This is a genomic window from Enterobacter sp. E14S (assembly GCF_055666685.1).
The window spans coordinates 187,279-211,995 of sequence record NZ_JBVODQ010000001.1 but is presented as its reverse complement, the minus strand read 5'-3'; the positions used below and the strand labels follow the sequence as shown (position 1 = coordinate 211,995).

General features: G+C 55.8%; 26 protein-coding genes. 18 read left to right on the top strand and 8 right to left on the bottom strand.

Features of this window, described 5'->3' with window-relative positions; translation table 11 throughout:
• Positions 1-151: 151 nt before the first annotated feature.
• Entirely contained in the window at positions 152-1,180 is a 1,029-nt protein-coding gene (locus tag ACZ6J2_RS01080; protein ID WP_471724536.1) for a Mal regulon transcriptional regulator MalI, read from the bottom strand.
• A 177-nt stretch (positions 1,181-1,357) separates the two neighbouring features.
• On the opposite strand from ACZ6J2_RS01080, the gene malX reads away from it, so the two are divergent.
• The 3 genes from malX to add all read left to right on the top strand — a co-directional run bounded on the left by malX (position 1,358) and on the right by add (position 5,269).
• On the top strand, positions 1,358-2,950 hold the full coding sequence (gene malX / locus ACZ6J2_RS01075) for a maltose/glucose-specific PTS transporter subunit IIBC (protein ID WP_029740306.1): 1,593 nt from the start codon (positions 1,358-1,360) through the stop codon (positions 2,948-2,950).
• Between the two features lie 48 nt (positions 2,951-2,998).
• The gene (locus ACZ6J2_RS01070) at positions 2,999-4,171 is read left to right on the top strand and encodes a MalY/PatB family protein (RefSeq protein ID WP_471724534.1); all 1,173 of its coding nucleotides are present in this window, start codon (positions 2,999-3,001) and stop codon (positions 4,169-4,171) included.
• 96 nt (positions 4,172-4,267) lie between these two features.
• A complete protein-coding gene (gene add / locus ACZ6J2_RS01065) occupies positions 4,268-5,269 on the top strand; it encodes an adenosine deaminase (RefSeq protein ID WP_335280153.1) in 1,002 nt (333 codons plus the stop codon).
• Positions 5,270-5,320: 51 nt separating this feature from the next.
• On the opposite strand, the gene ACZ6J2_RS01060 is transcribed toward add, so the two are convergent.
• A complete protein-coding gene (locus ACZ6J2_RS01060; RefSeq protein WP_029740309.1) occupies positions 5,321-6,361 on the bottom strand; it encodes an oxidoreductase in 1,041 nt (346 codons plus the stop codon).
• 243 nt (positions 6,362-6,604) lie between these two features.
• Here ACZ6J2_RS01060 and blr point away from each other — a divergent pair, with 243 nt between their 5' ends.
• The 12 genes from blr (at position 6,605) to gstA (ending at position 16,891) form a co-directional block, all read left to right on the top strand.
• A complete protein-coding gene (gene blr, locus ACZ6J2_RS01055; protein WP_168112406.1) occupies positions 6,605-6,730 on the top strand; it encodes a division septum protein Blr in 126 nt (41 codons plus the stop codon).
• 231 nt (positions 6,731-6,961) lie between these two features.
• A complete protein-coding gene (ydgT, locus tag ACZ6J2_RS01050; RefSeq protein ID WP_013096896.1) occupies positions 6,962-7,177 on the top strand; it encodes a transcription modulator YdgT in 216 nt (71 codons plus the stop codon).
• Positions 7,178-7,263: 86 nt separating this feature from the next.
• Complete coding sequence (locus ACZ6J2_RS01045) at positions 7,264-7,704, top strand: DUF2569 domain-containing protein (RefSeq protein ID WP_029740310.1); 441 nt, start codon at positions 7,264-7,266, stop codon at positions 7,702-7,704.
• A 76-nt stretch (positions 7,705-7,780) separates the two neighbouring features.
• On the top strand, positions 7,781-8,362 hold the full coding sequence (gene rsxA / locus ACZ6J2_RS01040) for an electron transport complex subunit RsxA (RefSeq protein ID WP_014883581.1): 582 nt from the start codon (positions 7,781-7,783) through the stop codon (positions 8,360-8,362).
• Positions 8,362-8,940, top strand: a complete 579-nt coding sequence (gene rsxB / locus ACZ6J2_RS01035) for an electron transport complex subunit RsxB (protein WP_471724532.1) — start codon at positions 8,362-8,364, stop codon at positions 8,938-8,940. The genes rsxA and rsxB overlap by 1 nt, the downstream gene beginning before the upstream one ends.
• A complete protein-coding gene (gene rsxC, locus ACZ6J2_RS01030) occupies positions 8,933-11,080 on the top strand; it encodes an electron transport complex subunit RsxC (RefSeq protein WP_471724531.1) in 2,148 nt (715 codons plus the stop codon). The genes rsxB and rsxC overlap by 8 nt, the downstream gene beginning before the upstream one ends.
• Positions 11,081-12,133 carry an electron transport complex subunit RsxD gene (gene rsxD / locus ACZ6J2_RS01025; protein ID WP_471724530.1) on the top strand — a complete coding sequence of 351 codons (1,053 nt, stop codon included), beginning with the start codon at positions 11,081-11,083 and terminating at the stop codon, positions 12,131-12,133.
• A gap of 10 nt (positions 12,134-12,143) precedes the next feature.
• Entirely contained in the window at positions 12,144-12,764 is a 621-nt protein-coding gene (gene rsxG / locus ACZ6J2_RS01020) for an electron transport complex subunit RsxG (RefSeq protein WP_471724529.1), read from the top strand.
• A 2-nt stretch (positions 12,765-12,766) separates the two neighbouring features.
• The gene (locus ACZ6J2_RS01015) at positions 12,767-13,453 is read left to right on the top strand and encodes an electron transport complex subunit E (RefSeq protein ID WP_023311374.1); all 687 of its coding nucleotides are present in this window, start codon (positions 12,767-12,769) and stop codon (positions 13,451-13,453) included.
• Positions 13,450-14,085 (top strand): endonuclease III, encoded by a 636-nt coding sequence (nth, locus tag ACZ6J2_RS01010; RefSeq protein ID WP_008500570.1) that lies wholly within the window; start codon positions 13,450-13,452, stop codon positions 14,083-14,085. Before ACZ6J2_RS01015 ends, nth begins: the two co-directional genes overlap by 4 nt.
• Before the next feature lie 591 nt (positions 14,086-14,676).
• Positions 14,677-16,185, top strand: coding sequence for a dipeptide/tripeptide permease DtpA (gene dtpA / locus ACZ6J2_RS01005; RefSeq protein WP_471724527.1), 1,509 nt, complete (start codon positions 14,677-14,679; stop codon positions 16,183-16,185).
• Positions 16,186-16,285: 100 nt separating this feature from the next.
• Positions 16,286-16,891 (top strand): glutathione transferase GstA, encoded by a 606-nt coding sequence (gene gstA / locus ACZ6J2_RS01000; RefSeq protein WP_048977464.1) that lies wholly within the window; start codon positions 16,286-16,288, stop codon positions 16,889-16,891.
• Positions 16,892-16,950: 59 nt separating this feature from the next.
• Here gstA and pdxY read toward each other — a convergent pair whose 3' ends face one another.
• From pdxY to anmK, 5 genes are all read right to left on the bottom strand, one after another.
• Positions 16,951-17,811: a pyridoxal kinase PdxY gene (gene pdxY, locus ACZ6J2_RS00995; protein WP_325760054.1), complete on the bottom strand. Its 861-nt coding sequence runs from the start codon at positions 17,809-17,811 to the stop codon at positions 16,951-16,953.
• Between the two features lie 66 nt (positions 17,812-17,877).
• Positions 17,878-19,152, bottom strand: coding sequence for a tyrosine--tRNA ligase (gene tyrS / locus ACZ6J2_RS00990; protein ID WP_471724525.1), 1,275 nt, complete (start codon positions 19,150-19,152; stop codon positions 17,878-17,880).
• A gap of 125 nt (positions 19,153-19,277) precedes the next feature.
• Positions 19,278-19,934 (bottom strand): pyridoxamine 5'-phosphate oxidase, encoded by a 657-nt coding sequence (gene pdxH, locus ACZ6J2_RS00985; protein WP_024909355.1) that lies wholly within the window; start codon positions 19,932-19,934, stop codon positions 19,278-19,280.
• Positions 19,935-19,991: 57 nt separating this feature from the next.
• Positions 19,992-20,315 carry a C-type lysozyme inhibitor gene (mliC, locus tag ACZ6J2_RS00980; RefSeq protein ID WP_047651424.1) on the bottom strand — a complete coding sequence of 108 codons (324 nt, stop codon included), beginning with the start codon at positions 20,313-20,315 and terminating at the stop codon, positions 19,992-19,994.
• Positions 20,316-20,408: 93 nt separating this feature from the next.
• Positions 20,409-21,533: an anhydro-N-acetylmuramic acid kinase gene (anmK, locus tag ACZ6J2_RS00975; RefSeq protein ID WP_471724524.1), complete on the bottom strand. Its 1,125-nt coding sequence runs from the start codon at positions 21,531-21,533 to the stop codon at positions 20,409-20,411.
• A gap of 255 nt (positions 21,534-21,788) precedes the next feature.
• Between anmK and slyB the strand changes: the two genes are divergently transcribed.
• Together slyB and ACZ6J2_RS00965 are read left to right on the top strand one after the other, a co-directional pair.
• On the top strand, positions 21,789-22,256 hold the full coding sequence (slyB, locus tag ACZ6J2_RS00970; RefSeq protein WP_008500578.1) for an outer membrane lipoprotein SlyB: 468 nt from the start codon (positions 21,789-21,791) through the stop codon (positions 22,254-22,256).
• Between the two features lie 199 nt (positions 22,257-22,455).
• Positions 22,456-23,817: an MASE4 domain-containing protein gene (locus ACZ6J2_RS00965; RefSeq protein WP_471724523.1), complete on the top strand. Its 1,362-nt coding sequence runs from the start codon at positions 22,456-22,458 to the stop codon at positions 23,815-23,817.
• 36 nt (positions 23,818-23,853) lie between these two features.
• On the opposite strand, the gene slyA is transcribed toward ACZ6J2_RS00965, so the two are convergent.
• A complete protein-coding gene (gene slyA, locus ACZ6J2_RS00960; RefSeq protein WP_032651029.1) occupies positions 23,854-24,294 on the bottom strand; it encodes a transcriptional regulator SlyA in 441 nt (146 codons plus the stop codon).
• Positions 24,295-24,480: 186 nt separating this feature from the next.
• Between slyA and ACZ6J2_RS00955 the strand changes: the two genes are divergently transcribed.
• The gene (locus ACZ6J2_RS00955) at positions 24,481-24,717 is read left to right on the top strand and encodes a DUF1656 domain-containing protein (protein WP_471724522.1); all 237 of its coding nucleotides are present in this window, start codon (positions 24,481-24,483) and stop codon (positions 24,715-24,717) included.

The window sequence follows — 24,717 nt, the reverse complement described above, 5'->3', positions numbered from 1 at the left end:
TTTCAACTCTCAACTCATTTAAGAATGATTGAATATTTCGATAAAGTGATATAATACTTTTTTACCAATTAATAACCAATCTTTATCATGCGTATGGTTCATTATGTCGATCCGTGCAAGCGCAGCGCCGCCGGGCGATGTGCAGCGGAGATTACTTCACCGTCACCAGCCGCGCCGCCACAATCTGGTGTCCGGCCTGAACGTCCGTGTTGTCGATGCGCTGCATGATCCTGTCCGCCAGCGTGTAGCCCATCTCCCGCGCAGGGGTGGTAGCCCAGACGATCGGCAGATCGTCGAGCGCGTTTTCACCGACGTCGGCGAACGCCCCGAGCGCCACCTGATGGCCGAAGAAGGTTTCCACCCCGCCCTCGCCGCTCTGACGCCCGGCGCGGATCAGGCCAAACCAGGCGCCCATGGCAATCACATCGTTGTAGCAAATCACGGCGCTGATCGTCGGACTGCTTCGCAGCAGCGCGCCTATCGCTTCCGCCGCTTTCTTCTGGCTCGATTCACACTCCACCACCCATTCGCTGTGGAACGGCAGACCGTATTTAATCAGCGTCGCGCAGTAGCCGCCGACCCGCTCGGCGCGGGTCAGGGACGAGCTTTTTCCGCCCAGCCAGGCGATGCGCTGATGCCCACGACGAATAAGATGCTCGGTCAACATTTGTGCGGCCTGCATGTTATCCGGGCGCAGCGTATCGGCCTCGTCGAGGTAGCTGGCGCGCGAAGCAAACACCAGCGGCACGCCTTTTTCGGCGGCGCGCTCGCACAGCTCGCTGCCCACGCCCGATGCCCCGGCGACGATTACCCCGTCAACACCCTGATTCAGCAGCATATCGAGCCGGGAAAGAAGCTGATCGGCCGCGCGACCGCCGTGCAGAAGAAAGACCATCCGCCCCTGCGCTTCAAGCGCTTCGGTTAACCCGGCGGTCAGCTCCGCATAGAAAGGTGACGTCAGGTCGCGGACAATCAGGCCAATCACCCCGCTTTGCCCGCCGCGCAGCGCCGACGCCTGACGGTTACGCACAAAACCCAGCTGCTCAACCGCCTCGTTAACCCGCTGACCGGTCGCAGGAGAGATGCGCCCTTTTCCGCTCAGCACCAGAGAAACGGTGCTGACGGAAACGCCCGCCGCCAGCGCGACATCGTTGATGGTGATTTTTTTCGCTACAGCCATGTGTTGGCGTGACTCCCTGAAATGAGATCGGTAAAACGTTTTATCAATACGTTATCTTTATACTACCAGTCAAAGCCTGAGAATGTGATTTAGCGCGCACTAAACTTTGATAAAACGTTTTATCTTCTCGCAGCATTGAAGCAGACAAACTGATTTTAACAATAAAGGAGTCGTTTTATGACGGCGAAAGCAGCACAAAAAATATCGCTGTGGGAATTTTTCCAGCAACTGGGTAAAACCTTTATGCTGCCCGTGGCACTCCTCTCGTTCTGCGGGATCATGCTCGGGATCGGCAGCTCGCTGAGCAGTAAAGACGTCATCACGCTGATCCCGTTCCTCGGTACCCCGGTGCTGCAGGCGATCTTCATCTGGATGAGTAAAGTCGGCTCCTTTGCGTTTAGCTTCCTGCCCGTGATGTTCTGTATCGCTATCCCGCTGGGCCTGGCGCGCGAAAATAAAGGCGTCGCGGCGTTTGCCGGGTTTGTGGGCTACGCAGTGATGAATCTGGCGGTTAACTTCTGGCTGACCGCGAAAGGCATTCTGCCGACCACCGACGCCGCCGTGCTGAAAGCCAACAACATTCAGAGCGTGATCGGTATCCAGTCCATCGACACCGGGATCCTCGGGGCAGTGATCGCGGGTGTGATTATCTGGATGCTGCACGAGCGCTTCCACAATATCCGTCTGCCGGATGCCCTGGCGTTCTTCGGCGGTACCCGCTTTGTGCCGATTGTTACCCTGGTCGTGATGGGTCTGTTCGGTTTAATCATTCCGCTGATCTGGCCGGTCTTTGCGATGGGCATCAACGGTATTGGCCGCATCATCAACGGTGCGGGAGATTTCGGTCCGATGATCTTCGGCACCGGCGAGCGTCTGCTTCTGCCGTTTGGCCTGCAGCATATCCTGGTGGCCCTGATTCGCTTCACCGAAGCGGGCGGCACCATGGAGGTGTGCGGTCACGACGTGAGCGGCGCGCTGACCATTTTCCAGGCGCAGCTGAGCTGTCCGACCACCCATGGCTTCTCCGAAAGCGCCACCCGCTTCCTTTCCCAGGGTAAAATGCCTGCCTTCCTCGGCGGCCTGCCGGGTGCCGCGCTGGCGATGTACCACTGCGCGCGCCCGGAAAACCGTCATAAAATTAAAGGCCTGCTCATTTCCGGCGTGATCGCCTGCGTCGTGGGCGGTACCACCGAGCCAATCGAATTCCTGTTCCTGTTCGTCGCACCGGTCCTGTACCTCATCCACGCCGTGCTGACCGGTCTGGGCTTTACCGTGATGGCGGTGCTGGGCGTGACCATCGGCAACACCGACGGCAACGTGATCGACTTCGTGGTGTTCGGGATCCTGCACGGCCTGTCCACCAAGTGGTACCTGGTGCCGGTCGTGGCGGCTATCTGGTTCGCGGTGTACTACGGCATCTTCCGCTTCGCCATCACCCGCTTTAACCTGAAAACGCCTGGCCGCGATACCGATACGGCGAGCAGCGTTGAACAGGCGGTTGCCGGAACCGTGGGCAAATCCGGCTATAACACCCCGGCCATTCTGGCGGCGCTGGGCGGCGCGGATAACATCACCTCGCTGGATAACTGCATCACCCGCCTGCGTCTGTCGGTGGCGGATATGTCAAAAGTGGATACCAACGCCCTGAAAGCCAACCGGGCCATCGGCGTGGTACAGTTAAATCAGCACAATTTGCAGGTGGTTATCGGCCCGCAGGTCCAGTCGGTGAAGGATGAGCTGGCTACCCTGATGCGAACAGTTGAAGCCTGATGCCTCAGCCCCCTCTCATGAGGGGGTTTTACTTTAAGGACTCACGTCATGTTTGATTTTTCTACCGTCGTGGATCGACACGGCACCTGGTGTACGCAGTGGGACTACGTCGCTGACCGCTTTGGCGCGGCCGACCTGCTGCCCTTCACCATCTCGGATATGGATTTCGCCACCGCGCCCTGCATTACCGACGCGCTGCATCAGCGCATCAATCACGGCGTGCTGGGCTACAGCCGCTGGAAGAACGATGAGTTTCTCGCCGCCATCGCGCACTGGTTCAAGCAGCGCTTTAACAGCCAGATTGATACGGAAACCGTCGTGTATGGTCCTTCCGTTATCTATATGGTGTCAGAGCTGATTCGTCTCTGGTCACACCCTGGTGACGGCGTGGTGGTTCACACCCCGGCATACGACGCGTTTTACAAAGCCATTGAAGGGAATGCGCGTCATGTGGTGCCAGTGGAGATGGAAAAGCATGCCGCAGGCTGGCAGGGAAATATGGCTGCGCTGGAAGCGGCCCTGGCGAAACCTGAAAACAAAATTTTACTGCTGTGCAGCCCGCAAAACCCAACCGGCAAGGTCTGGACGCGGGACGAGCTGACGCAGATGGCTGAACTGTGCGCACGCTATGACGTGGCGGTTATCAGCGATGAAATTCATATGGATATGGTGTGGGGAGAACATCGTCACACGCCCTGGAGCGCGGTGGCGCGCGGCAAATGGGCGCTTCTCAGCTCCGGCTCGAAAAGCTTTAATATTCCAGCGCTGACGGGCGCTTACGGCCTGATTGGCGATGAAGCGAGCCGTAACGGTTATCTTAGCGCGCTAAAAGGCCGGGACGGGCTCTCTTCCCCTTCCGTGCTGGCGCTAACGGCGCATATCGCCGCCTATCAGCAGGGAGCGCCGTGGCTGGATGCCCTGCGGGGCTATCTGGAAGAGAATCTGTTGTATATCGCGCGGGAAGTAAACCACGCCATTCCGAAGCTGAACTGGCAGCCGCCCGAAGCGACCTATCTGGCCTGGATTGATCTGCGCCCGCTGAATATTGACGATCGGGCGCTGCAAAAAGTGCTGATCGAGCAGCAAAAAGTCGCCATCATGCCGGGATATACCTACGGCAAAGAGGGAAACGGCTTTGTTCGCCTGAACGCCGGCTGTCCGCGCAGCAAGCTTGAACAAGGGGTGCAACGCCTCATTGCCGGGATTAACACGCTCCTCTAATCAATTTGCGCAACGGAATATTCCCTTGCGCAAATAGCTTTTTACCCCGTTTTGTTTTTATAATATGGCGCACTTTAACCAGAAAAGAGTGCGACCATGATTGATACACGCCTGCCTTTAACTGATATTCATCGTCACCTTGACGGTAACATTCGTGCCCAAACCATCCTCGATCTTGGCCGCCAGTTCAATTTAACGCTTCCTGCTCAGACGCTCGAGTCTCTGATCCCTCACGTACAGGTAACCTCAAATGAACCGGACCTGGTCAGCTTCCTGAGCAAACTCGACTGGGGCGTGAAGATGCTGGCCTCGCTGGATGCCTGTCGCCGCGTGGCGTTTGAGAACATTGAAGATGCGGCCCGTAACGGCCTGCATTACGTCGAGCTGCGCTTCTCGCCGGGCTATATGGCGATGACCCACAGCCTGCCCGTTGCAGGCGTGGTGGAAGCCGTGATTGAAGGCGTGCGCGAAGGATGTAAAACCTTCGACGTTCAGGCCCGTCTGATTGGCATTATGAGCCGTACGTTCGGCGAAGCCGCCTGCCTGCAGGAGCTGGAAGCGCTGCTGGCCCATCGCGATGCCATCACCGCCGTCGATCTGGCTGGTGACGAGCTGGGCTTCCCGGGCAGTCTGTTCCTCTCCCACTTCAACCGCGCGCGCGATGCCGGCTGGCACATTACCGTACATGCGGGTGAAGCGGCTGGCCCGGAAAGCATCTGGCAGGCCATCCGCGAGCTGGGCGCCGAGCGTATCGGCCACGGCGTGAAGGCGGTAGAAGATCGCGCCCTGATGGATTTCCTGGCGGAGCAGCGTATCGGGATTGAGTCATGCCTGACGTCTAACATTCAGACCAGCACCGTCGCAACGCTGGCGCAGCATCCGCTGAAAACGTTCCTTGAGCACGGCGTGCTGGCCTCGCTGAACACTGACGATCCGGCGGTACAGGGCGTGGATATCATCCATGAATACAACATCGCCGCACCGCAGGCGGGTCTGAGCCGCGAGCAGATCCGTCAGGCGCAGATCAACGGGCTGGAGATCGCCTTCCTGACGCCCGAAGAGAAGCAGGCGCTTAAAGATAAAGTGGCTCGCGGTTGAGCATTTGCCGGGTGGCGCTGCGCTTACCCGGCCTACAACAGCCCTTAAAGCTTATGCCAGACAGAGCGTGGCGCGATGTTTGGCAGATTCAATACCCAGCTCAATCAGCTCCATAATCTGAATCGCCTGGCTGGCCGGAACCGGATTTTCGCCCGTGCCGTTCAGCGCATCGCGGATGCCCGCATAATAGGCCGGATAGTTGCCCGGGATCGTCAGCAAGGTCTCCTCAACGAGTTCCTCACCTTCCACCCGCGTTATCACGCCGTCGCGCATATCATAGCCCCAGTCTTCCTGCGGCAAACGTTCACCGCTTTTCAGCCGGTCCTCCTGCGGATCGAGGCCAAACTTCACGTAGCTTCCGCGCGTGCCGTGAATAATGTAGCGGGCCGATTCCGCGGCCGCGACCATCGTGCCGTGCAGCACAATCCGCCGCTGCGGGTAGCTGAGCACAGCGTGGAAATAATCGGTCGTCTGCGCTCCGGGCCGGAGCTGGGCCAGATCGACCGTCATGCTCACCGGCAGACCAAAAAGATTGACGGCCTGATCCAGCAGATGCGGGGCTAAATCGTACCAGATGCCGCTGCCCGGACCGGCCTGCTCGCGCCAGCGGTTTCGTACCTGCGGACGGAAGCGGTCAAAGTGCGATTCAAAAAAGAGGATCTCCCCTAGCGTGCCTTCACTGAGAAGCCTTTTTACCGTCAGAAAGTCGCTGTCCCAGCGGCGGTTATGGAACACCGACAGCAGCCTGCCCAGACTCTTTGCCAGCGCATCCAGCTCGCGAGCCTGAGACAGGGTGACGGTAAAGGGCTTATCGACAACTACGTGCTTACCGGCCTCCAGCGCGGCCTTTGCCAGCGGGAAGTGGGTGTCGTTCGGGGTGGGGATAACGATTAAATCAATATTCGGATCGTTGAAAAGGTGTTTTGGCTCAGAGACAACCGGCACGGAAGGCCAGTCGGCATGGACTTTAGCGGCATCGCTGCTGGATACCGCAGCCAGGGTCATCCCCGGCGTTCCGGCTATCAGAGGCGCATGAAACGTTTTGCTTGCATACCCGTATCCGATAAGCCCAACGCGGATATTATCACTCATAGTGCCGTCCTCTTTTATGACGTTCTTATTTCACACTGGCTAGCCTGGCATTACCACAGATTAATAATGTGCCATATGACTTAAAATAGCAGGTTGTACGGGTTGTTTTTGTTACATAGTATTAACCCACTGATTTTGTTTAAGGGAACCGTTCCCAAAGCGCTTGCCGTCGGGGAAACGTCGCTGTAACATTTGCGACCTGTATTTATGGATAAAGTACAACTACGAATCATGACGTCAATTATTAATCGAATCATTGAATTAGCGGGATGGATTGTCCTTGGGGTTTCGGTCATTTTGCTGGGTGTTGCCAGCCATATCGATAACTACCAGCCGCCGGAGCCTGTCACAGTCGCCCAACCTAAGTAACCGGTTACTGCAATAAAGAGTGACATAATATGTCAGTTACTTATTGCCAGCCCTGGTGAACACGGTTAACCTTCTCTTCCAGGCATCGTCTGATGCCTGAATTTCAGCAAAGAAAACTCCTAATTTCGTCGCGTTACCTGAGTGGGCTGTTTACGTCTTTATTAATCCGTTTATTATTCGAACGAATTACCTTAACTGGTATTACTCACTTTTATATGGAAACTTATTAATATGACAGTTCAGGACTATTTATTAAAATTTCGCAAGATCAATTCGCTTGAGAGCCTGGAAAAACTGTTTGACCATCTGAACTATACCCTGTCGGATAATCAGGACATCATTAATATGTATCGCGCCGCTGACCATCGCCGTGCGGAGCTGGTTTCCGGAGGTCGTTTGTTCAACGTGGGTGAAGTGCCTAAGTCCGTATGGCGTTACGTTTTATAAGAAAGTAGCCATCCGCGCGAAATGTTATATACTCTCCGCCCTGCAAACTGGCTGTACAACATTTCGCGCAGATTATGGGAGAGTTCATGACCGCAACGCCTGGAGATCGCATTGGAGGCTGGTTAATCGCCCCACTGGCATGGCTGCTGGTTGCCTTATTAAGCGCATCACTTGCGCTGCTGCTGTATACCACCGCACTGATTACCCCTCACGCCATCCAGACTCTGATGTCGCAAAGCGTGCTGAATATTGCGATGTGGTTTGTGTCGTTCGTTTTCGCGATTGGAATGTGGTACTACACCCTGTGGTTGACCATCGCCTTCTTTAAGCGCCGCAAAAGTGTACCTAAACACTACATTATCTGGCTGCTGATTTCGGTTCTGCTGGCGGTGAAAGCCTTTGCTTTTTCGCCCGTATCAGACGCTCTGGCCGTTCGTCAGCTGCTTTTCCCGTTACTGGCCGCCGCGCTGCTGGTCCCCTATTTCAAGCGTTCGACGCGGGTGAAAAACACCTTCGTGAACCCGTAATAACCTTACAGATAACCTGTTGTCGCCTGCGTGGGTTTGTCCGATAATAGGCGGCTTTTTTATTTCAGGCTAAATAATGACCGATTACTTACTGCTCTTTGTCGGCACCGTGCTGGTTAACAACTTCGTTCTGGTGAAGTTCCTTGGCCTGTGCCCGTTTATGGGCGTGTCCAAAAAGCTGGAAACGGCGATGGGCATGGGGCTGGCGACGACCTTCGTCATGACGATGGCATCCATCTGCGCGTGGTTGATTGATACCTGGATCCTCATCCCGCTGGGGTTAATCTACCTTCGTACGCTGGCTTTTATTCTGGTCATTGCGGTTGTTGTGCAATTTACAGAGATGGTGGTGCGTAAAACCAGCCCGGCCCTCTATCGCCTGCTGGGTATCTTCCTGCCGCTGATCACCACCAACTGCGCCGTTCTCGGCGTGGCGCTGCTGAACATCAACCTTGGCCATAACTTTATGCAGTCGGCGCTGTACGGTTTTTCCGCCGCCGTCGGTTTCTCATTTGTTATGGTCCTCTTCGCGTCGATTCGCGAGCGTCTGGCGGCAGCGGATATCCCTGCTCCCTTCCGCGGTAACGCGATTGCGCTGGTGACCGCGGGTTTAATGTCTCTGGCCTTTATGGGCTTTAGTGGTCTGGTGAAGTTGTAATGAATGCTATCTGGATTGCCATCGCCTCTATCAGCGTCCTGGGGTTGGTGTTTGGCCTTATCCTGGGTTACGCCTCCCGCCGCTTCGCGGTAGAGGACGATCCCGTTGTTGAAAAAATTGATGAGCTTTTGCCGCAAAGCCAGTGCGGGCAGTGCGGCTACCCGGGCTGCCGTCCCTACGCTGAAGCGGTAGGCATTCAGGGTGAAAAAATTAATCGCTGCGCCCCCGGCGGCGAAGCGGTGATGCTGAAAATTGCGGCCCTGCTCAACGTCGATCCGCAGCCCGTTGACGGCGATGCGGAGGTGCAGGAACCGGTTCGCGCTCTCGCCGTGATCGACGAGGCCAACTGCATCGGCTGTACCAAATGTATTCAGGCCTGCCCGGTTGACGCCATTGTTGGCGCCACCCGCGCCATGCACACCGTTGTGGCGGATCTGTGCACCGGCTGTAACCTCTGCGTGGCCCCCTGCCCGACGCAATGTATTGAGCTGCGCCCGGTTGAAACGACTACCGAAAGCTGGAAGTGGGATCTTCAAACCATTCCGGTTCGCATCATTTCTGTGGAACAACATGCTTAAGTTATTTTCTGCTTTCAGAAAAGAGAAGATTTGGGACTTTGACGGCGGTATCCATCCGCCAGAGATGAAAACCCAGTCCAACGGCACGCCGCTGCGTCAAATTCCGCTGGCGACGCGTTACGTCATGCCGCTCAAGCAGCATATTGGCGCTGAGGGCGAGCTGTGCGTGAAGGAAGGCGATACGGTTCTTCGCGGTCAGCCGCTGACCTTTGGCCGTGGACGCATGCTGCCGGTGCATGCGCCAACCTCCGGTAAAGTGGTGGCGATTGCCCCTCATACGGTGGCGCATCCGTCCGCGCTGTCGGAGCTGAGCGTAATCATTGAAGCCGACGGCGAAGACCGCTGGATCGATCGCGACGGCTGGAGCGATTACCGCTCCCACAGCCGCGAAGCGCTTATCGAACGTATTCATCAGTTCGGCGTCGCCGGGCTGGGCGGCGCGGGCTTCCCGACCGGCGTCAAGCTGCGCGGCGGTGGCGATAGCATCCAGACGTTGATAATCAATGCCGCCGAGTGCGAGCCGTATATCACCGCAGACGATCGTCTGATGCAGGACTGTGCCGCTCAGGTGGTGGAAGGCATCCGCATCCTGGCGCACATTCTGAAGCCGCGGGAAGTGCTGATTGGTATCGAAGACAATAAGCCGCAGGCCATCTCGATGCTGCGCGCCGTGCTGGCGGGCAGCCACGATATTAGCCTGCGCGTGATCCCGACCAAGTACCCTTCTGGTGGTGCAAAACAGCTGACGCAAATTCTCACCGGCAAGCAGGTGCCGCACGGCGGACGCTCATCGGATATCGGCGTGCTGATGCAAAACGTCGGCACCGCCTATGCGGTGAAACGCGCGGTGATTGACGGCGAGCCGTTGACCGAGCGCGTGGTGACGCTGACCGGCGAGTCGGTTTCCCGTCCTGGCAACGTCTGGGCGCGTCTGGGTACGCCGGTGCGCCATCTGCTGGAACAGGCTGAATTTTGCCCGGCCAGCGACCAGATGGTGATCATGGGCGGCCCGCTGATGGGCTTTACCCTGCCGTGGCTGGACGTTCCGGTAGTGAAAATCACGAACTGTTTGCTCGCCCCTTCCCCAACCGAAATGGGTGAAGAACAGGAAGAGAAAGGTTGCATCCGCTGCAGCGCCTGTGCCGACGCCTGTCCGGCGGATCTGCTCCCGCAGCAGCTGTACTGGTACAGCAAAGGCCAGCTGCACGACAAGGCAAAATCCCACAACCTGGCCGACTGCATTGAATGCGGCGCCTGCGCCTGGGTCTGCCCAAGCAACATTCCGCTGGTGCAATACTTCCGTCAGGAGAAGGCCGAGATTTATGCCATTTCCATGGAAGAAAAACGCGCCGCGGAAGCCAAGGCACGTTTCGAAGCGCGTCAGGCGCGACTGGAGCGCGAAAAAATCGCCCGTCAGGAACGCCATAAGCAGGCCGCCGTTCAGCCTGCCGGGAAAGATCAGGATGCGATCAACGCCGCACTGGCGCGCGTTCGCGAGAAAAAAGCCGATGCCGCCCAGACGGTGGTGATTCAGGCCGGAGAAAAACCGGATAACAGCGAAGCGATTGCAGCCCGCGAAGCGCGAAAGGCCGCGGCTCGCGCGCGTCAGGCGGAAAAAGCGCAAACGGTTCAGGCAGATACTGAGGTCGACCCGCGTAAAGCGGCCGTTGAAGCGGCGATTGCCCGCGCCAAAGCCCGCAAGTCGGGTGAGCAAAGCGTGGTCGTCGAGCAGGATGCGGTCGATCCGCGCAAAGCGGCAGTTGAAGCAGCGATCGCCCGGGCCAAAGCCCGTAAGGCTGCGCAGCAGGCGCCAGAGGCAGTAGCAGTATCAGTATCAGAAGCAGAAGCACCGCCGGTCGACCCGCGTAAAGCCGCCGTCGAAGCAGCGATTGCCCGCGCCAAAGCCCGTAAGGCGGCGCAGCAGGCACCAGCGGCAGTATCAGAGGCAGAAGCACCACCGGTCGACCCGCGTAAAGCCGCCGTCGAAGCGGCGATTGCCCGCGCCAAAGCCCGTAAAGCGGCGCAGCAGGAAGAGCAGCCGCAGGCCGCCAACGATGACCCGCGCAAGGCCGCCGTCGCCGCCGCCATTGCGCGCGTTCAGGCGAAGAAAGCCGCACAGCAAGCCGTAAACGAGGATTAAATGGTTTTCAGAATCGCAAGTTCCCCCTACACCCATAACCAGCGTCAGACATCGCGCATTATGATGCTGGTCTGCCTGGCCGCGCTGCCGGGCATTGCCGTTCAGTGCTGGTTTTTCGGCTGGGGAACCCTGTTCCAGATAGCCCTGGGCTGCGCCAGCGCCGTCGCGGCGGAAGCACTCGTCCTGAAGCTGCGTAAGATGGCGGCGTCACGCATTCTGGCTGACAACTCCGCGCTGCTGACCGGCCTGCTGCTCGCCATCAGTATTCCGCCGTTTGCCCCGTGGTGGATGGTCGTGCTCGGTACCGTATTTGCCGTGATTATTGCCAAACAGCTGTACGGCGGGCTCGGCCATAACCCGTTTAACCCGGCGATGATTGGCTACGTGGTGCTGCTGATCTCCTTCCCGGTGCAGATGACCAGCTGGCTGCCGCCGCACGAGATTGCGGCCACGGTTCCGGGCTTTATGGATGCCCTGCACGTGATCTTTACCGGCCATACGGCGCTCGGCGCTGATATGAACGCGCTGCGCATGGGCGTGGACGGCATCAGCCAGGCGACGCCTCTCGATACCTTTAAAACGTCCCTGCATGCCGGGCATAGCGTTGAGCAGATCATGAAATCCGCGATTTACAGCGGCATGCTGGCGGGTGCAGGCTGGCAGTGGGTCAACCTGGCGTATCTGCTGGGCGGCCTGTTCCTGCTGCAGCAGAGAGCCATTCGCTGGCATATTCCGGCCAGCTTCCTCGTGACGCTGGCGGTCTGCGCCACGCTGGGTTGGGTCTTCTCTCCTGAATCACTCGCCAGCCCGCAGATGCATTTGCTCTCCGGTGCGACCATGCTGGGTGCCTTCTTTATCCTGACGGACCCGGTCACGGCGTCAACGACTAACCGCGGCCGCCTGATCTTCGGCGCGCTGGCGGGCCTGCTGGTATGGCTCATCCGCAGCTTTGGCGGTTACCCGGACGGCGTCGCGTTTGCCGTCCTGCTTGCCAACATTACCGTTCCGCTCATCGACTATTACACGCGTCCGCGCGTGTACGGCCATCGCTAAGGGTTTCGCCATGTTAAAAACGATGCAAAAGCACGGCGTCACGCTGGCTGTCTTCGCCGCGGTCCTGACCGGGCTGACGGCCCTGGTTAACACGTTAACCAAAACGACCATCGAAGAGCAGGCTTCAAAGCAGCAAAAGGCGCTGTTCGATCAGGTGATCCCGTCAGATTTCTACGATAATGACCTGCAAAAGAGCTGCTTTGTGGTAGACGCGCCCCAGCTTGGGAAAGGCGCGCACCGCCTCTTTATCGCCCGTAAAGGGAATAGACCGGTAGGCGCAGTGATGGAAGCGACGGCGCCCGACGGCTATTCCGGCGCCATTCAGCTGCTTGTCGGCAGCGATTTCTCCGGCACTATTCTGGGTACTCGCGTGACGGAACATCATGAAACGCCGGGCCTGGGCGATAAAATTGAAACCCGTCTGAGCGACTGGATTTTGCACTTCGCCGGTAAAGTTATCCATGGCGAAGGGGATACCGCGTTTGCGGTGAAGAAAGACGGCGGCGAGTTCGACCAGTTCACCGGCGCGACCATCACGCCGCGCGCCGTGGTGAACGCCGTAAAACGAGCCGGGCTGTATGCCGAAACGCTGCCCGCGCAAATCAACAATCTTCCGGCCTGTGGGGAGTAATCATGAGCCAGGTTAAAGAGGTTATTGTCCAGGGATTGTGGAAGAACAACTCCGCGCTGGTGCAGCTTCTGGGGATGTGCCCCCTGCTGGCGGTAACGTCCACCGCCACCAACGCGCTCGGTCTGGGTCTGGCAACCACGCTGGTGCTGACCCTGACCAACCTCTCCATCTCCGCCCTGCGCCGCTGGACGCCGTCGGAAATTCGTATTCCGATTTACGTCATGATCATTGCGTCTGTTGTTAGCGTCGTACAAATGCTCATCAACGCTTACGCATTCGGCCTGTACCAGTCGCTCGGGATCTTTATTCCCCTTATCGTCACCAACTGTATCGTCGTTGGCCGTGCGGAAGCGTTCGCGGTGAAAAACAGCCCCGCCATGTCGGCGCTGGATGGTTTTTCCATTGGCATGGGCGCCACCTGCGCCATGTTCGTGCTGGGCTCGCTGCGCGAGATCCTCGGTAACGGTACGCTGTTTGACGGCGCAGATGCGCTGCTGGGCGGCTGGGCCAAAGCGCTGCGCGTTGAAGTGTTCCACACCGATACGCCATTCCTGCTGGCAATGCTGCCCCCTGGCGCGTTTATTGGCCTTGGCATGATGCTGGCGATAAAATACCTGATTGATGAGAAACGTAAGCGCCGCGCGGCTGAGCGCAGCGTTCTGGAAGGGACACCCGAGAAGGCTTCATGAATAAAGAAAAGCGCATTGCGATCCTGACCCGTCTGCGGGACGAGAACCCGCACCCGACGACGGAGCTGAATTTTACCTCCCCGTTTGAGCTGCTGATCGCGGTGTTGCTCTCCGCGCAGGCGACCGATGTGAGCGTCAATAAAGCCACTGCCCTGCTCTATCCGGTCGCCAATACGCCAAAAGCCATGCTGGAACTGGGCGTGGAAGGCGTGAAGTCCTATATCAAAACCATCGGCCTGTTTAACAGCAAAGCCGAGAACGTCATTAAGACCTGCCGGATCCTGCTGGAACAGCACGGAGGCGAAGTGCCGGAAGATCGCGCCGCGCTGGAAGCCTTGCCGGGCGTGGGGCGTAAGACTGCTAACGTGGTGCTCAACACCGCGTTTGGCTGGCCGACCATCGCCGTGGATACGCATATTTTCCGCGTCTCTAACCGGACTAACTTCGCGCCGGGGAAGAATGTTGAGCAGGTCGAAGAGAAGCTGTTAAAGGTGGTTCCAGCCGAATTTAAGGTTGACTGCCATCACTGGCTGATTCTGCACGGCCGCTATACCTGCATTGCCCGTAAGCCTCGATGCGGCTCCTGCATTATTGAAGATCTCTGCGAATACAAAGAAAAAGTGTATCCCTGATCGTCATAATCCCTTACCAAAAGAAGGGCTACCAGACGCCCTTCTTTTGGCCGTTATTTGTCCGTCTTTCATTCCCCCTGACCTGTCACTTGTTCGGTTGTTTAACGCTCAAACAGGTTAATACTTTTTTCATAGCCAAAAATTTCTATATATCTGTGATCGCGATCACCCTGATAACTTCATGTTGAATTTTTGTTGTCAAAATCCGCCTAAACCCTTTGTCTTGCAAGATACCCCCCCTCCATCACCGAAGATAAGACCAGCTATTTTTCAGAATATGGGCTATATCACTGCACTAAGCGGCAAATAGCAGAACATATCGCCAAAGGCCGGTCAAAGTGGGTTACTGCCAGTCGAAAAAACTACCTTTAATCATCGTATGAAATTTAACGCTGAATAACATTTATATGAACCGACGATTATACCACTTCAGATATATGTAACAGATTATTACAAACGTATTGCCAGATGGGGCAGGATAGTGAACATTACCCGCCGTTTCTCCTCCCAATATAACTATAAGGCGTATGGACTACGGCCATCACGCTATGAACACCCCCGTTAATATGGGATGTAAAAAAAGAGGTATATGTGTCTACTGCAAACAATAAACCAACAGATGAAAGCGTAAGTCTTAACGCTTTTAAACAGCCTAAAGCGTTCTATCTCATCTTCTCTATCGAGTTATGGGAGCGTTTTGGTTATTACGGCCTGCAAGGGATCATGGCGGTTTACCTGGTAAAACAGCTGGGTATGTCCGAAGCCGATTCCATCACGCTGTTCTCTTCCTTTAGTGCTCTGGTGTACGGTCTGGTCGCTATTGGCGGCTGGCTGGGTGATAAAGTCCTCGGGACTAAACGTGTCATCATGCTGGGCGCCATTGTCCTGGCGATTGGCTATGGTCTGGTTGCATGGTCAGGGCATGATGCCGCTGTCGTGTATATGGGTATGGCGACAATTGCCGTCGGTAACGGTCTGTTCAAAGCGAACCCGTCCTCCCTGCTTTCTACCTGCTACAACAAAGACGATCCGCGCCTGGACGGTGCATTTACCATGTACTACATGTCCATCAACATCGGTTCGTTCTTCTCGATGCTGGCAACCCCATGGCTCGCGGCGAAATTCGGCTGGAGCGTGGCGTTCGCGCTGAGCTTCGTGGGTATGCTGATCACCGTGGTGAACTTCCTGTTCTGCCGCAGCTGGGTTAAAGACTACGGTTCAAAACCTGACTTCGAGCCTGTTCATATGGGCAAACTGCTGGCCACCATCGTGGGCGTTGTTGTCCTCGCGGCGATCGCCACCTGGCTGCTGCACAACCAGGGTATCGCCCGTGCCGTTCTGGGCGTGGTTGCGCTGGGTATCGTGGTCATCTTTGCGAAAGAAGCCTTCGCCATGCAGGGCGCTGCACGTCGTAAGATGATTGTGGCGTTCATTCTGATGCTTGAAGCGATTATCTTCTTCGTGCTGTACAGCCAGATGCCAACTTCCCTGAACTTCTTCGCTATCCGTAACGTTGAGCATTCAATCCTCGGTATCGCGTTCGAACCTGAGCAGTTCCAGGCGCTGAACCCGTTCTGGATCATGATTGGTTCCCCGATTCTGGCCGCTATCTATAACAAGATGGGCGACCGTCTGCCAATGCCGCACAAGTTTGCTATCGGTATGGTGCTGTGCTCCGGCGCGTTCCTGGTGCTGCCGCTGGGTACCAAATTTGCCACCGACGCGGGTATCGTGTCCGTTAACTGGCTGATCCTGAGCTACGCGCTGCAGTCTATCGGTGAACTGATGATCTCCGGTCTGGGTCTGGCGATGGTTGCACAGCTGGTGCCGCAGCGTCTGATGGGCTTCATTATGGGTAGCTGGTTCCTGACCACTGCCGGTGCGGCAATCATTGCGGGTAAAATTGCGAACCTGATGGCTGTGCCGGAAAACGTCACTGACCCACTGGTCTCCCTGAACGTCTACGGTACCGTGTTCATGCAGATTGGTATCGCTACTGCGGTTATTGCAGTTCTGATGCTGCTGACCGCGCCGAAACTGAATCGTATGACTCAGGACGACGACAAGACGGCTGAAGCGACCAAAACCGCTACCGCGTAAGATTATTGAGAAACGACGAGCCGCTAATGCATATTAGCGGCTTTTTTTTTATCCTTTCGCGCACTAACATAGCTGAAACCTCAGCAAAAAGGAGTTACCGATGAAACTGTTCTACAAACCGGGCGCGTGCTCTCTTGCTTCCCATATCACCCTGCGCGAGAGCGGCAAAGATTTCACGCTGGATGGCGTTGATCTGATGAAAAAGCGTCTGGAAAATGGCGATGATTTTCTTGCCATTAACCCCAAGGGACAAGTTCCGGCGCTCCTGCTGGATGACGGTACTCTGCTGACCGAAGGCGTCGCGATTATGCAGTTCCTGGCCGATAGCGTACCCGATCGCCAGCTGCTGGCACCGGTGAGTACCATTTCTCGCTATAAGACGCTGGAATGGCTGAACTACATTGCGACCGAACTGCACAAAGGATTTACGCCGTTGTTCCGCCCGGATACGCCAGAGGAGTTCAAACCGACCCTGCGTGCGCTTCTTGAGAAAAAGCTGCAGTACGTTAACGAATCGCTGAAAGACGAACAGTGGATTTGTGGTTCGCGCTTCACGATTGCCGATGCGTATCTGTTTACCGTGCTGCGCTGGGCGCGCGCGGTTAAGCTGAACCTGGAAGGGTTAGACCATATCGCATCGTATATGAAACGCGTGGCAGAGCGTCCTGCAGTGGCTGCGGCGCTGAAAGCGGAAGGGTTGAACTAACCTGGCGCCTGTGTTGCCGGGTGGTGCTAACGCTTACCCGGCCTACACGTTTTGGCCGGTTATAACCGGGTTGCGCTGAAATAGTGCTCCGGCTTCGCGATACGATCCTGTGCCGCAACCACCTGCAGTTCATATTCCTGCATCTCTTTCGTCGCAATCATGATTTCGTACACTGCTGCAGTAACGTGCTCCAGCGCATCGCGCATCGTCGCCCCCTGCAGCAATTTCACCAGCAGCAGACCGCTGGTGACATCGCCGACCCCAACCGGCTGGCGCAGGCCGAAATCCACCAGCGGACGGCTGATATGCCAGGCGTCATCTTTCGTTACCAGAAGCATCTCAAAACGGTCCTGGCTCAGCCCTGCGCGGGCGAGATGTTTTACCAGCACAACCTCTGGCCCCTGAGCGATCAGTTCGCGAGACGCGCTTACCGCCTCTTCTACGCTGTTAACCGGATGCTCGCAGAGAATTTCGAGCTCGACCAGGTTTGGCGCAATGATATCGCTGGCGGGCAGCGCGTGGCGGACGTGAAACTCTGCGACGCCTGGCGCCACGATACAGCCTTTCTCCGGATGGCCCATGACGGGGTCGCAAAAGTATTTTGCCGCCGGGTTTGCGGCTTTCACCTGGCGTACGATGCCGAGGATATGCTCCCCCTGCTCCGCCGAGCCGAGGTAGCCGCTCAGCACGGCGTCACAGCGTTTGAGCTGGTCGATATCGGCAATCCCCTGCACAACCTCGGTAAGGTGCGAAGGCGGCATTACGCAGCCGGTCCATTTGCCGTACTGCGTGTGGTTTGAGAACTGCACGGTATTAAGGGGCCAGACGTTGACGCCGAGGCGACGCATCGGGAATTCCGCGGCGCTATTGCCAGCGTGTCCAAAAACAACGTGGGACTGAATGGCGAGGATGTTCTTCATTTTTTTCTTACCAAACCCTGAAAAAACAAAAGGGGCGTGGTTTCCCACGCCCCTGGAGACTTTTATTTATTTCCAGCAGACAAGGCAGTAGTTTTTCTTACCGCGACGCAGCAGCGTGTAGCGACCATACAGACGGTCACCGTCAACGAAGGTGTATTCCGGGTCGGCCTGTTTCTCACCGTTGATGGTGATAGCGTTAGACGCGATGGTTTTACGCGCCTGACCTCGGGAAGGCTGGAGCTCAGAGTCCACCAGCGCCTGCATCAGGTCAGCCCCTTTTTCCATCTCAACCATTGGCACGCCGTCCTGCGCCAGCTGTTCGAAGTCCGCTTCGCTCAGATCGCTTAGGGTACCGTTGAACAGGCTTGCGGTAATGCGTTTCGCCGCAGCCAGACCTTCTTCACCGTGAACCAGTTTGGTCACTTCGTCAGCCAGCACGTACTGAGCGCGCGGCGCTTTACCGCTGTTTTTGTCTTCTTCTTCCAGCGCGTTGATCTCTTCGATGTCCATAAAGGTGAAGAACTTCAGGAAGCGGTAAACATCGGCATCCGCCGTGTTTATCCAGAACTGGTAGAACTTGTACGGGCTGGTTTTCTTCGGATCGAGCCATACCGCGCCGCCTTCGGTTTTACCAAATTTAGTGCCGTCTGCCTTGGTGATCAGCGGAACGGTCAGACCGAAGACCTGGTTCTGGTGCAGACGACGTGTCAGGTCGATACCGGAGGTGATGTTACCCCACTGATCGGAACCGCCAATCTGCAGTGAAACGCCGTGCACTTTGTTCAGGCATGCAAAGTCATAGCCCTGCAGCAGGTTGTAGGAGAACTCGGTAAAGGAGATACCCTGGTCGTCACGGTTCAGACGCTGCTTCACGGCCTCTTTGTTAATCATCTGGTTAACAGAGAAGTGCTTGCCGATGTCGCGCAGGAAGGTCAGCACGTTCATGCTGCCAAACCAGTCGTAGTTGTTCGCGGCAATGGCAGAGTTATCACCACAGTTGAAGTCGAGGAACGGTGCAACCTGTTTGCGGATCTTATCCACCCACTCCTGCACGGTATCTTCGGTGTTCAGTTTACGCTCAGCGGCTTTAAAGCTTGGGTCACCAATCAGGCCGGTCGCGCCGCCCACCAGCGCAACAGGCTTATGGCCCGCCATCTGGAAGCGTTTCAGGCATAACAATGGAACAAGATGCCCCAAATGCAAGCTGTCAGCGGTGGGATCGAAGCCGCAATAGAGCGCGATCGGGCCTTGCGCCAGTCGCTCTGCTAACGCTTCCTCGTCCGTCACCTGGGCCACGAGGCCCCGCTCTTGCAATTGTTTAATCAAGTTACTGCTTGCCATCAAATTCTCCATGTATAAACGACTGCACCTTTGCCGGTACACGACTTTTCGCCTGATGCGAAAGGACCATAGAATAAAGCGCAAGCGCGGTGTGCGCTAGCGCTTAAATCAACAAATTTCGGGGATTACGGTGCCAGTCTGTCGATTTTCCAGCCGCCATTCTCGCGCTGGTATAAAAAGCGGTCGTGCAGGCGATGTTCGCCCCCCTGCCAGAACTCCATCTGCTCAATCGGGATGCGGAACCCGCCCCAGAAACTTGGCAGCGGAATTTCACCCTGCTGGAACTTCTGTTTCAGCTCCAGGAATTTACTTTCCAGCACGCCGCGGGCAGAAATTCGGCTGGACTGTTTTGATACCCAGGCGCCAATCTGGCTGTCACGCGGGCGGCTGTGGAAATACTTCACCACTTCCAGCGTCGAGAGACGTTCCGCCTTGCCGGTGACCATTACCTGACGTTCCAGCATGTGCCAGGGGAACAGCAGGCTGATACGCGGATTGTTTTCTAAATGGTGCGCCTTGCGGCTGCCGAGGTTGGTGTAGAACACCAGCCCTTTCTCGTCATAATGTTTGAGCAATACGATGCGCTGATACGGTTGACCGTTTTCATCCACCGTCGCGACAACCATGGCGGTTGGGTCGGCGAGTTTCGCTTCGCAGGCCTGTTTCAGCCAGCGTTCAAAAAGCACGAGGGGTTCAGCGGGAAGATCCTGGCGACGCAGGCCGCCTTTAGTGTATTCACGGCGCAGATGCGCAATTTGCTGCAGTTCGTCGTTATCTGACATGGCGTTAGCTGACATTGAGAGTGGGTGGCGCTATTGTGCGCCGCCCCTGTAAAAATCTCAACGCTTCGGATTTTCGAGCTGGCAATTGTTCAGCACAATGCGGTCGCGTTTGTAGACCGTGGCGCCGTCGCCTTTCGACCAGAAGACGTAGATACCGTCGGAATAACGTGCGCCGGAGGCTGACATCCCCTGCTTCAGCGTCAGCAATTTATTGTCATAAACAAAACTGGCTTCCTGGCGTGGGTTATTCAGCTTTACGGTCAGCGGTTTTTCGTCACAGCGATACTCCAGCGTATCGGTCTGCATGCGCTCAAGGAGCTGGTTGTAGACGCTGCATCCTGACAGCAACAAAGGGGCGGCAATAAGAAGAAGTTTTTTCATGGGCGTATTCCGAAGACTTTCCTGGTCCTGGAGGGCATGGCTGCCCTCCTGTTTCGTTCCATTCTAACGATGACGCGCCGCGCTGAATTTCAGTTAACTCTGATTATGACGAGGATTTGCCGGGAAAATCGCCCCGAGGACGCTCGCCTCACGAGCGCCGGTTACCGACGGCAAGTTGCCCGGCAGTCCGGCAATGGTGCGCCAGGCAAGCCAGGCGAAGGCCAGCGCCTCCATATCATCCCCGCTGATGCCGGCCTCATCGGTCGTGGTCACTTCGGTACCCGGCAGTAGCCCCGCAAGACGCGCCATCACCAGCGGGTTGCGGCTTCCTCCGCCGCACACCAGCAGGCGTTCACATCCTCCGCTGAGCAGAACCTGTTCGGAGATCGACACGGCCGTCAGCTCGGCAAGCGTCGCCTGGACATCCTGCGGCGCGAGCGCCGGGAATGGTGCCAGCTGACGCTCAAGCCAGCCCAGATTGAAGTATTCACGCCCCGTACTCTTAGGGGCCGGCAGGGCAAAATATGGATCGCTCAGAATCGACTGCAGCAGCGGAATAATCACTTTCCCCCCGCTCGCCCACTCCGCGTTTTTATCATACGGATGTCCGCACTGACGCCAGATCCAGGCATCCATTAACATATTGCCCGGGCCGGTATCGTAGCCGCGTACGGGCTGCCCCGGGATGAGCATCGACAGGTTGGCAATCCCACCAATGTTGAGCACCATACGCCGTTCTGTAGGGTGCGCCAGTAACGCCTGATGGAACGCGGGTACCAGCGGTGCGCCCTGCCCACCAAGGGCGATATCGCGACGACGGAAATCGCCAACCACCGTCACGCCCGTTTTCGCCACAATCTGGTTGTTATCACCGATTTGCAGGGTATGCGGGGCATCGCCGCCGGGCTCATGCCAGACCGTTTGTCCGTGACAGCCGATGGCCACCACATCCTGCGGGCGAAGATGTTCTTTTTGCATCAAAGCCTGCACCGCATCCGCAAACAGCGCCCCCAGGCGAACATCAAGCTGTCCAAGCTGGGAGAGGGTCAGCTGCTGCCCCTGACAGATACTCAGAATATCCTCTTTCAGTGAAATGGGGATTGGCCAGGTCAGGCTCGCCTGCTGCGCCACCATGTTTTCGTCAATGGCGGCCAGAACGACATCTACCCCATCCAGACTGGTGCCTGACATCACACCAATGTAGCGACCCGATTTCATGCGCTTTCCTTACGTTGCGTGGGCTAAGAATATCCACTCAACCATAAACGGCGCAGCTTTGCCATCCGGCGATAATATTTTTTAACAATGTCAGACGGGTAACACGGGCGGATCCTGTTTATGTCTCGTTAAGTCAAATTCAAGTACAATTTTCTTATTGTTAGTGCAAAGATATGAACTATGGCCCCTTATGCCATATAATTTAGCCATAACGGATGCCCCCAATCGGGCGTTTTTGGTGAACAGGAGATTCAAATGATTTTACGTGTACTGGGCGTTTCGCTGATTGGTTTAACTCTGGCTGGCTGTGTGAATGACAGTTCACTTTCTGGCGACGTTTACAGCGCTTCTGAAGCGAAACAGGTTCAGAACGTGACTTACGGTACCGTTGTTAACGCACGCCCTGTACAGATCCAGGGTGGTGATGAAAACAACGTGATGGGCGCAATCGGCGGTGCCGTGCTGGGTGGTTTCTTGGGTAATACCGTCGGCGGCGGCACTGGTCGCTCTCTGGCAACGGCCGCAGGCGCCGTTGCGGGTGGTGTAGCCGGCCAGGGCGTTCAGGGTGCGATGAACAAAACCCAGGGCGTAGAGCTGGAAATTCGTAAAGACGACGGCAGCACGATCATGGTTGTTCAGAAACAAGGCAGCACTCGCTTCTCTGCAGGCCAGCGCGTTGTTCTGGCAAGCAACGGAAGTCAGGTGACCGTTTCTCCACGTTAATTAAAAATGGATGTGGCCATCAGGCCACATCCATTTACATTATTTATCACTCCCACAAATATATTTACAAAATACATTCACCCCACCCATTATTAACCACGCCATATATTGTTTCTGCGCAAAGTATTTAGCGTGCTAATTGATTACACTCTTCGCAACACCCTCACCTTAATTCATTATAAAGTCATTAAAACCATATATGTTTGCGAATCGCCGTTCTGTAAAGGGCCGTTATATCTCGTTCTGTCTAGGTTGTATTGCTGTTATCGGCATATTACACGCCCTGTTTTCAAAAATTGCCGAATGGGTTCCTACCTTTTCGTCTCACTTGTTCCCTACGCTCACCATTTTTTTACTGGTGTTTGACCTGTTTATTGCCTGCTTTATGGCAATGAAATACTGGTGCGACCGAAAACGGTTGTATCTGGTATCGCTTGCTTTTGCCTTTGCCGGGTCGGCATCGCTGATGGTCGGAACGCTGTGCAGCTTTCCCGCCTGGCTGGACCTCTATCAGTTCAACGCGGTGAACTACAACGATGCGATGATTTTCTATATGTTCCGCCATCTCTTAATGGCGGTGCTAATAATCGTTTCGGCAATACTTTATACCACGCGCAATTGTCCCCTTTCACGGCTGGCGCATATTGCTATTGTGAGCGGCGAGTTTCTGTTTACCATCTTTGCAGTAGGTTTGGCCTGGATGTATTCCAGTCATTCTTCCTTTTTATCCATTGATCTTGTGGATAATGAAACACGTGAGTTTATGGTTCTCTGGAGCCACTTTATTAATATTGCATTGATTGCACTCTGGGTGGTCACATTAGCCACGCTGATGTTTATTACGCGCATACGCAACTTATTCTGGGTGGGCGGTAATTTTCTGTGCGTCTGCTATATCGTCACGCTCTCAATGCTGTTAGTGGGTGGACATGTTGAAGATATCTCCTGGTATCGCGCTCGCTTATTTGAAACCGTCGCCACGCTGATGATCATTTTTGTTCTGCTCTACGATGTTTTCAGGCTGTATCGCGACTCGCACGTTAAGTATCAGCAGTCTTACCAGAACTCCATTCGCGACCCGCTGACGCGCCTGTATAACCGCAGTTATTTTTATGAAACATTAAAGCAGGCGCTGGATATCGCCAAACCCAGCCGCCCGGTTTCCGTCATCGTCAGCGATCTCGATCGCTTCAAACGCATCAACGACACCTACGGGCATCTTCAGGGTGACAAGGTCCTGCAGTTTGTCGCTAATCTACTGATGGATTCCGTGCGCCCCCAGGACATCGCGGCCCGTATCGGTGGTGAGGAGTTTGTTCTGATGCTGGCCAACACCTCATCAGACGCGGCGTATCAGGTGGCGGAACGCATACGGTTAAATCTGAGCAGCTTCGATAACGCCAGCAGCGGCGGTCAACTACCGGAGCCAATCACCATTAGCATGGGGGTGTTTACGGCAACCTCACCCGCAATAGCCGCAGAAACGTGCGTGGAAAATGCCGACAAAGCGATGTATGAAGCGAAGGAGACGGGCCGTAACCGCGTGGTCGTCTTTAAGTAAAAAAAAGGCCTTGCTGCTGCAAGGCCTTGTTGTTTGTCAGTCGCGCGACTGTAGCTCATGGATGTTTTGCTCAAGGCGCCCAATGAGGCTGATGAGCATTTCCAGCTCCGCCGGTGAAACGCCTGACAGGATTTCACCGCGCGTCCTGGTGATCACGGCTTCCATTTCCGTGATAATAGGCGCTGCTTTCTCGGTGAGTTTAATTCGCTTGGCGCGACGATCGCTGGCGCAGGTTTGCCGCGAGATCAACCCCTTCTCTTCCAGCTGGTCAAGCGTGCGCACCAGCGACGGTTGCTCAATCCCTATCGCTTTTGCCAGTTGAATTTGCGACTGATCGGGCGGCAGCTGATGAATGTTGTGCAGCGTGACCCAATGCGTCTGTGTGAGTTCCAGAGGTTTCAGGCGATGGTCAATCAGAGCACGCCAGACGCGTACCAACCTTGCCAGATCAGAACCTAATGGCGATTCCAATTTCATCTCCTTATAATTAGCTTGCTAAGTTATTATACTGATTTTAGAATAGTGTGCAGCATTTGTATTGCCAAAACAAATGCAATACTGCATTCATCGAACTTAAAAGTATGACTTACACTGAATTGTGATGCTTCATCATACTAAGACAAGCCAACGCGGCATTCTGTTCACTGCAAAGGATTTCTGCCCGTGACGTTTTTTCATCGCTCAGAGGGTTTACCCCTTCAGGACCTAATCTTCAGTGCGTCGGTCTACTTTCCTCCTCTGTTTAAGGCCGTTCTGGTGGGCTTTATCCTCTGGCTCATCGCGCATCGTCTGCTTCGCGACTGGATGTACTCCGGCGAAATCTGGCATCCCATGCTGATGGATCTTTCCCTGTTTGCCCTTTCCGTATGCCTGGGCCTTGCCGTTTTGACTGTGTGGTGA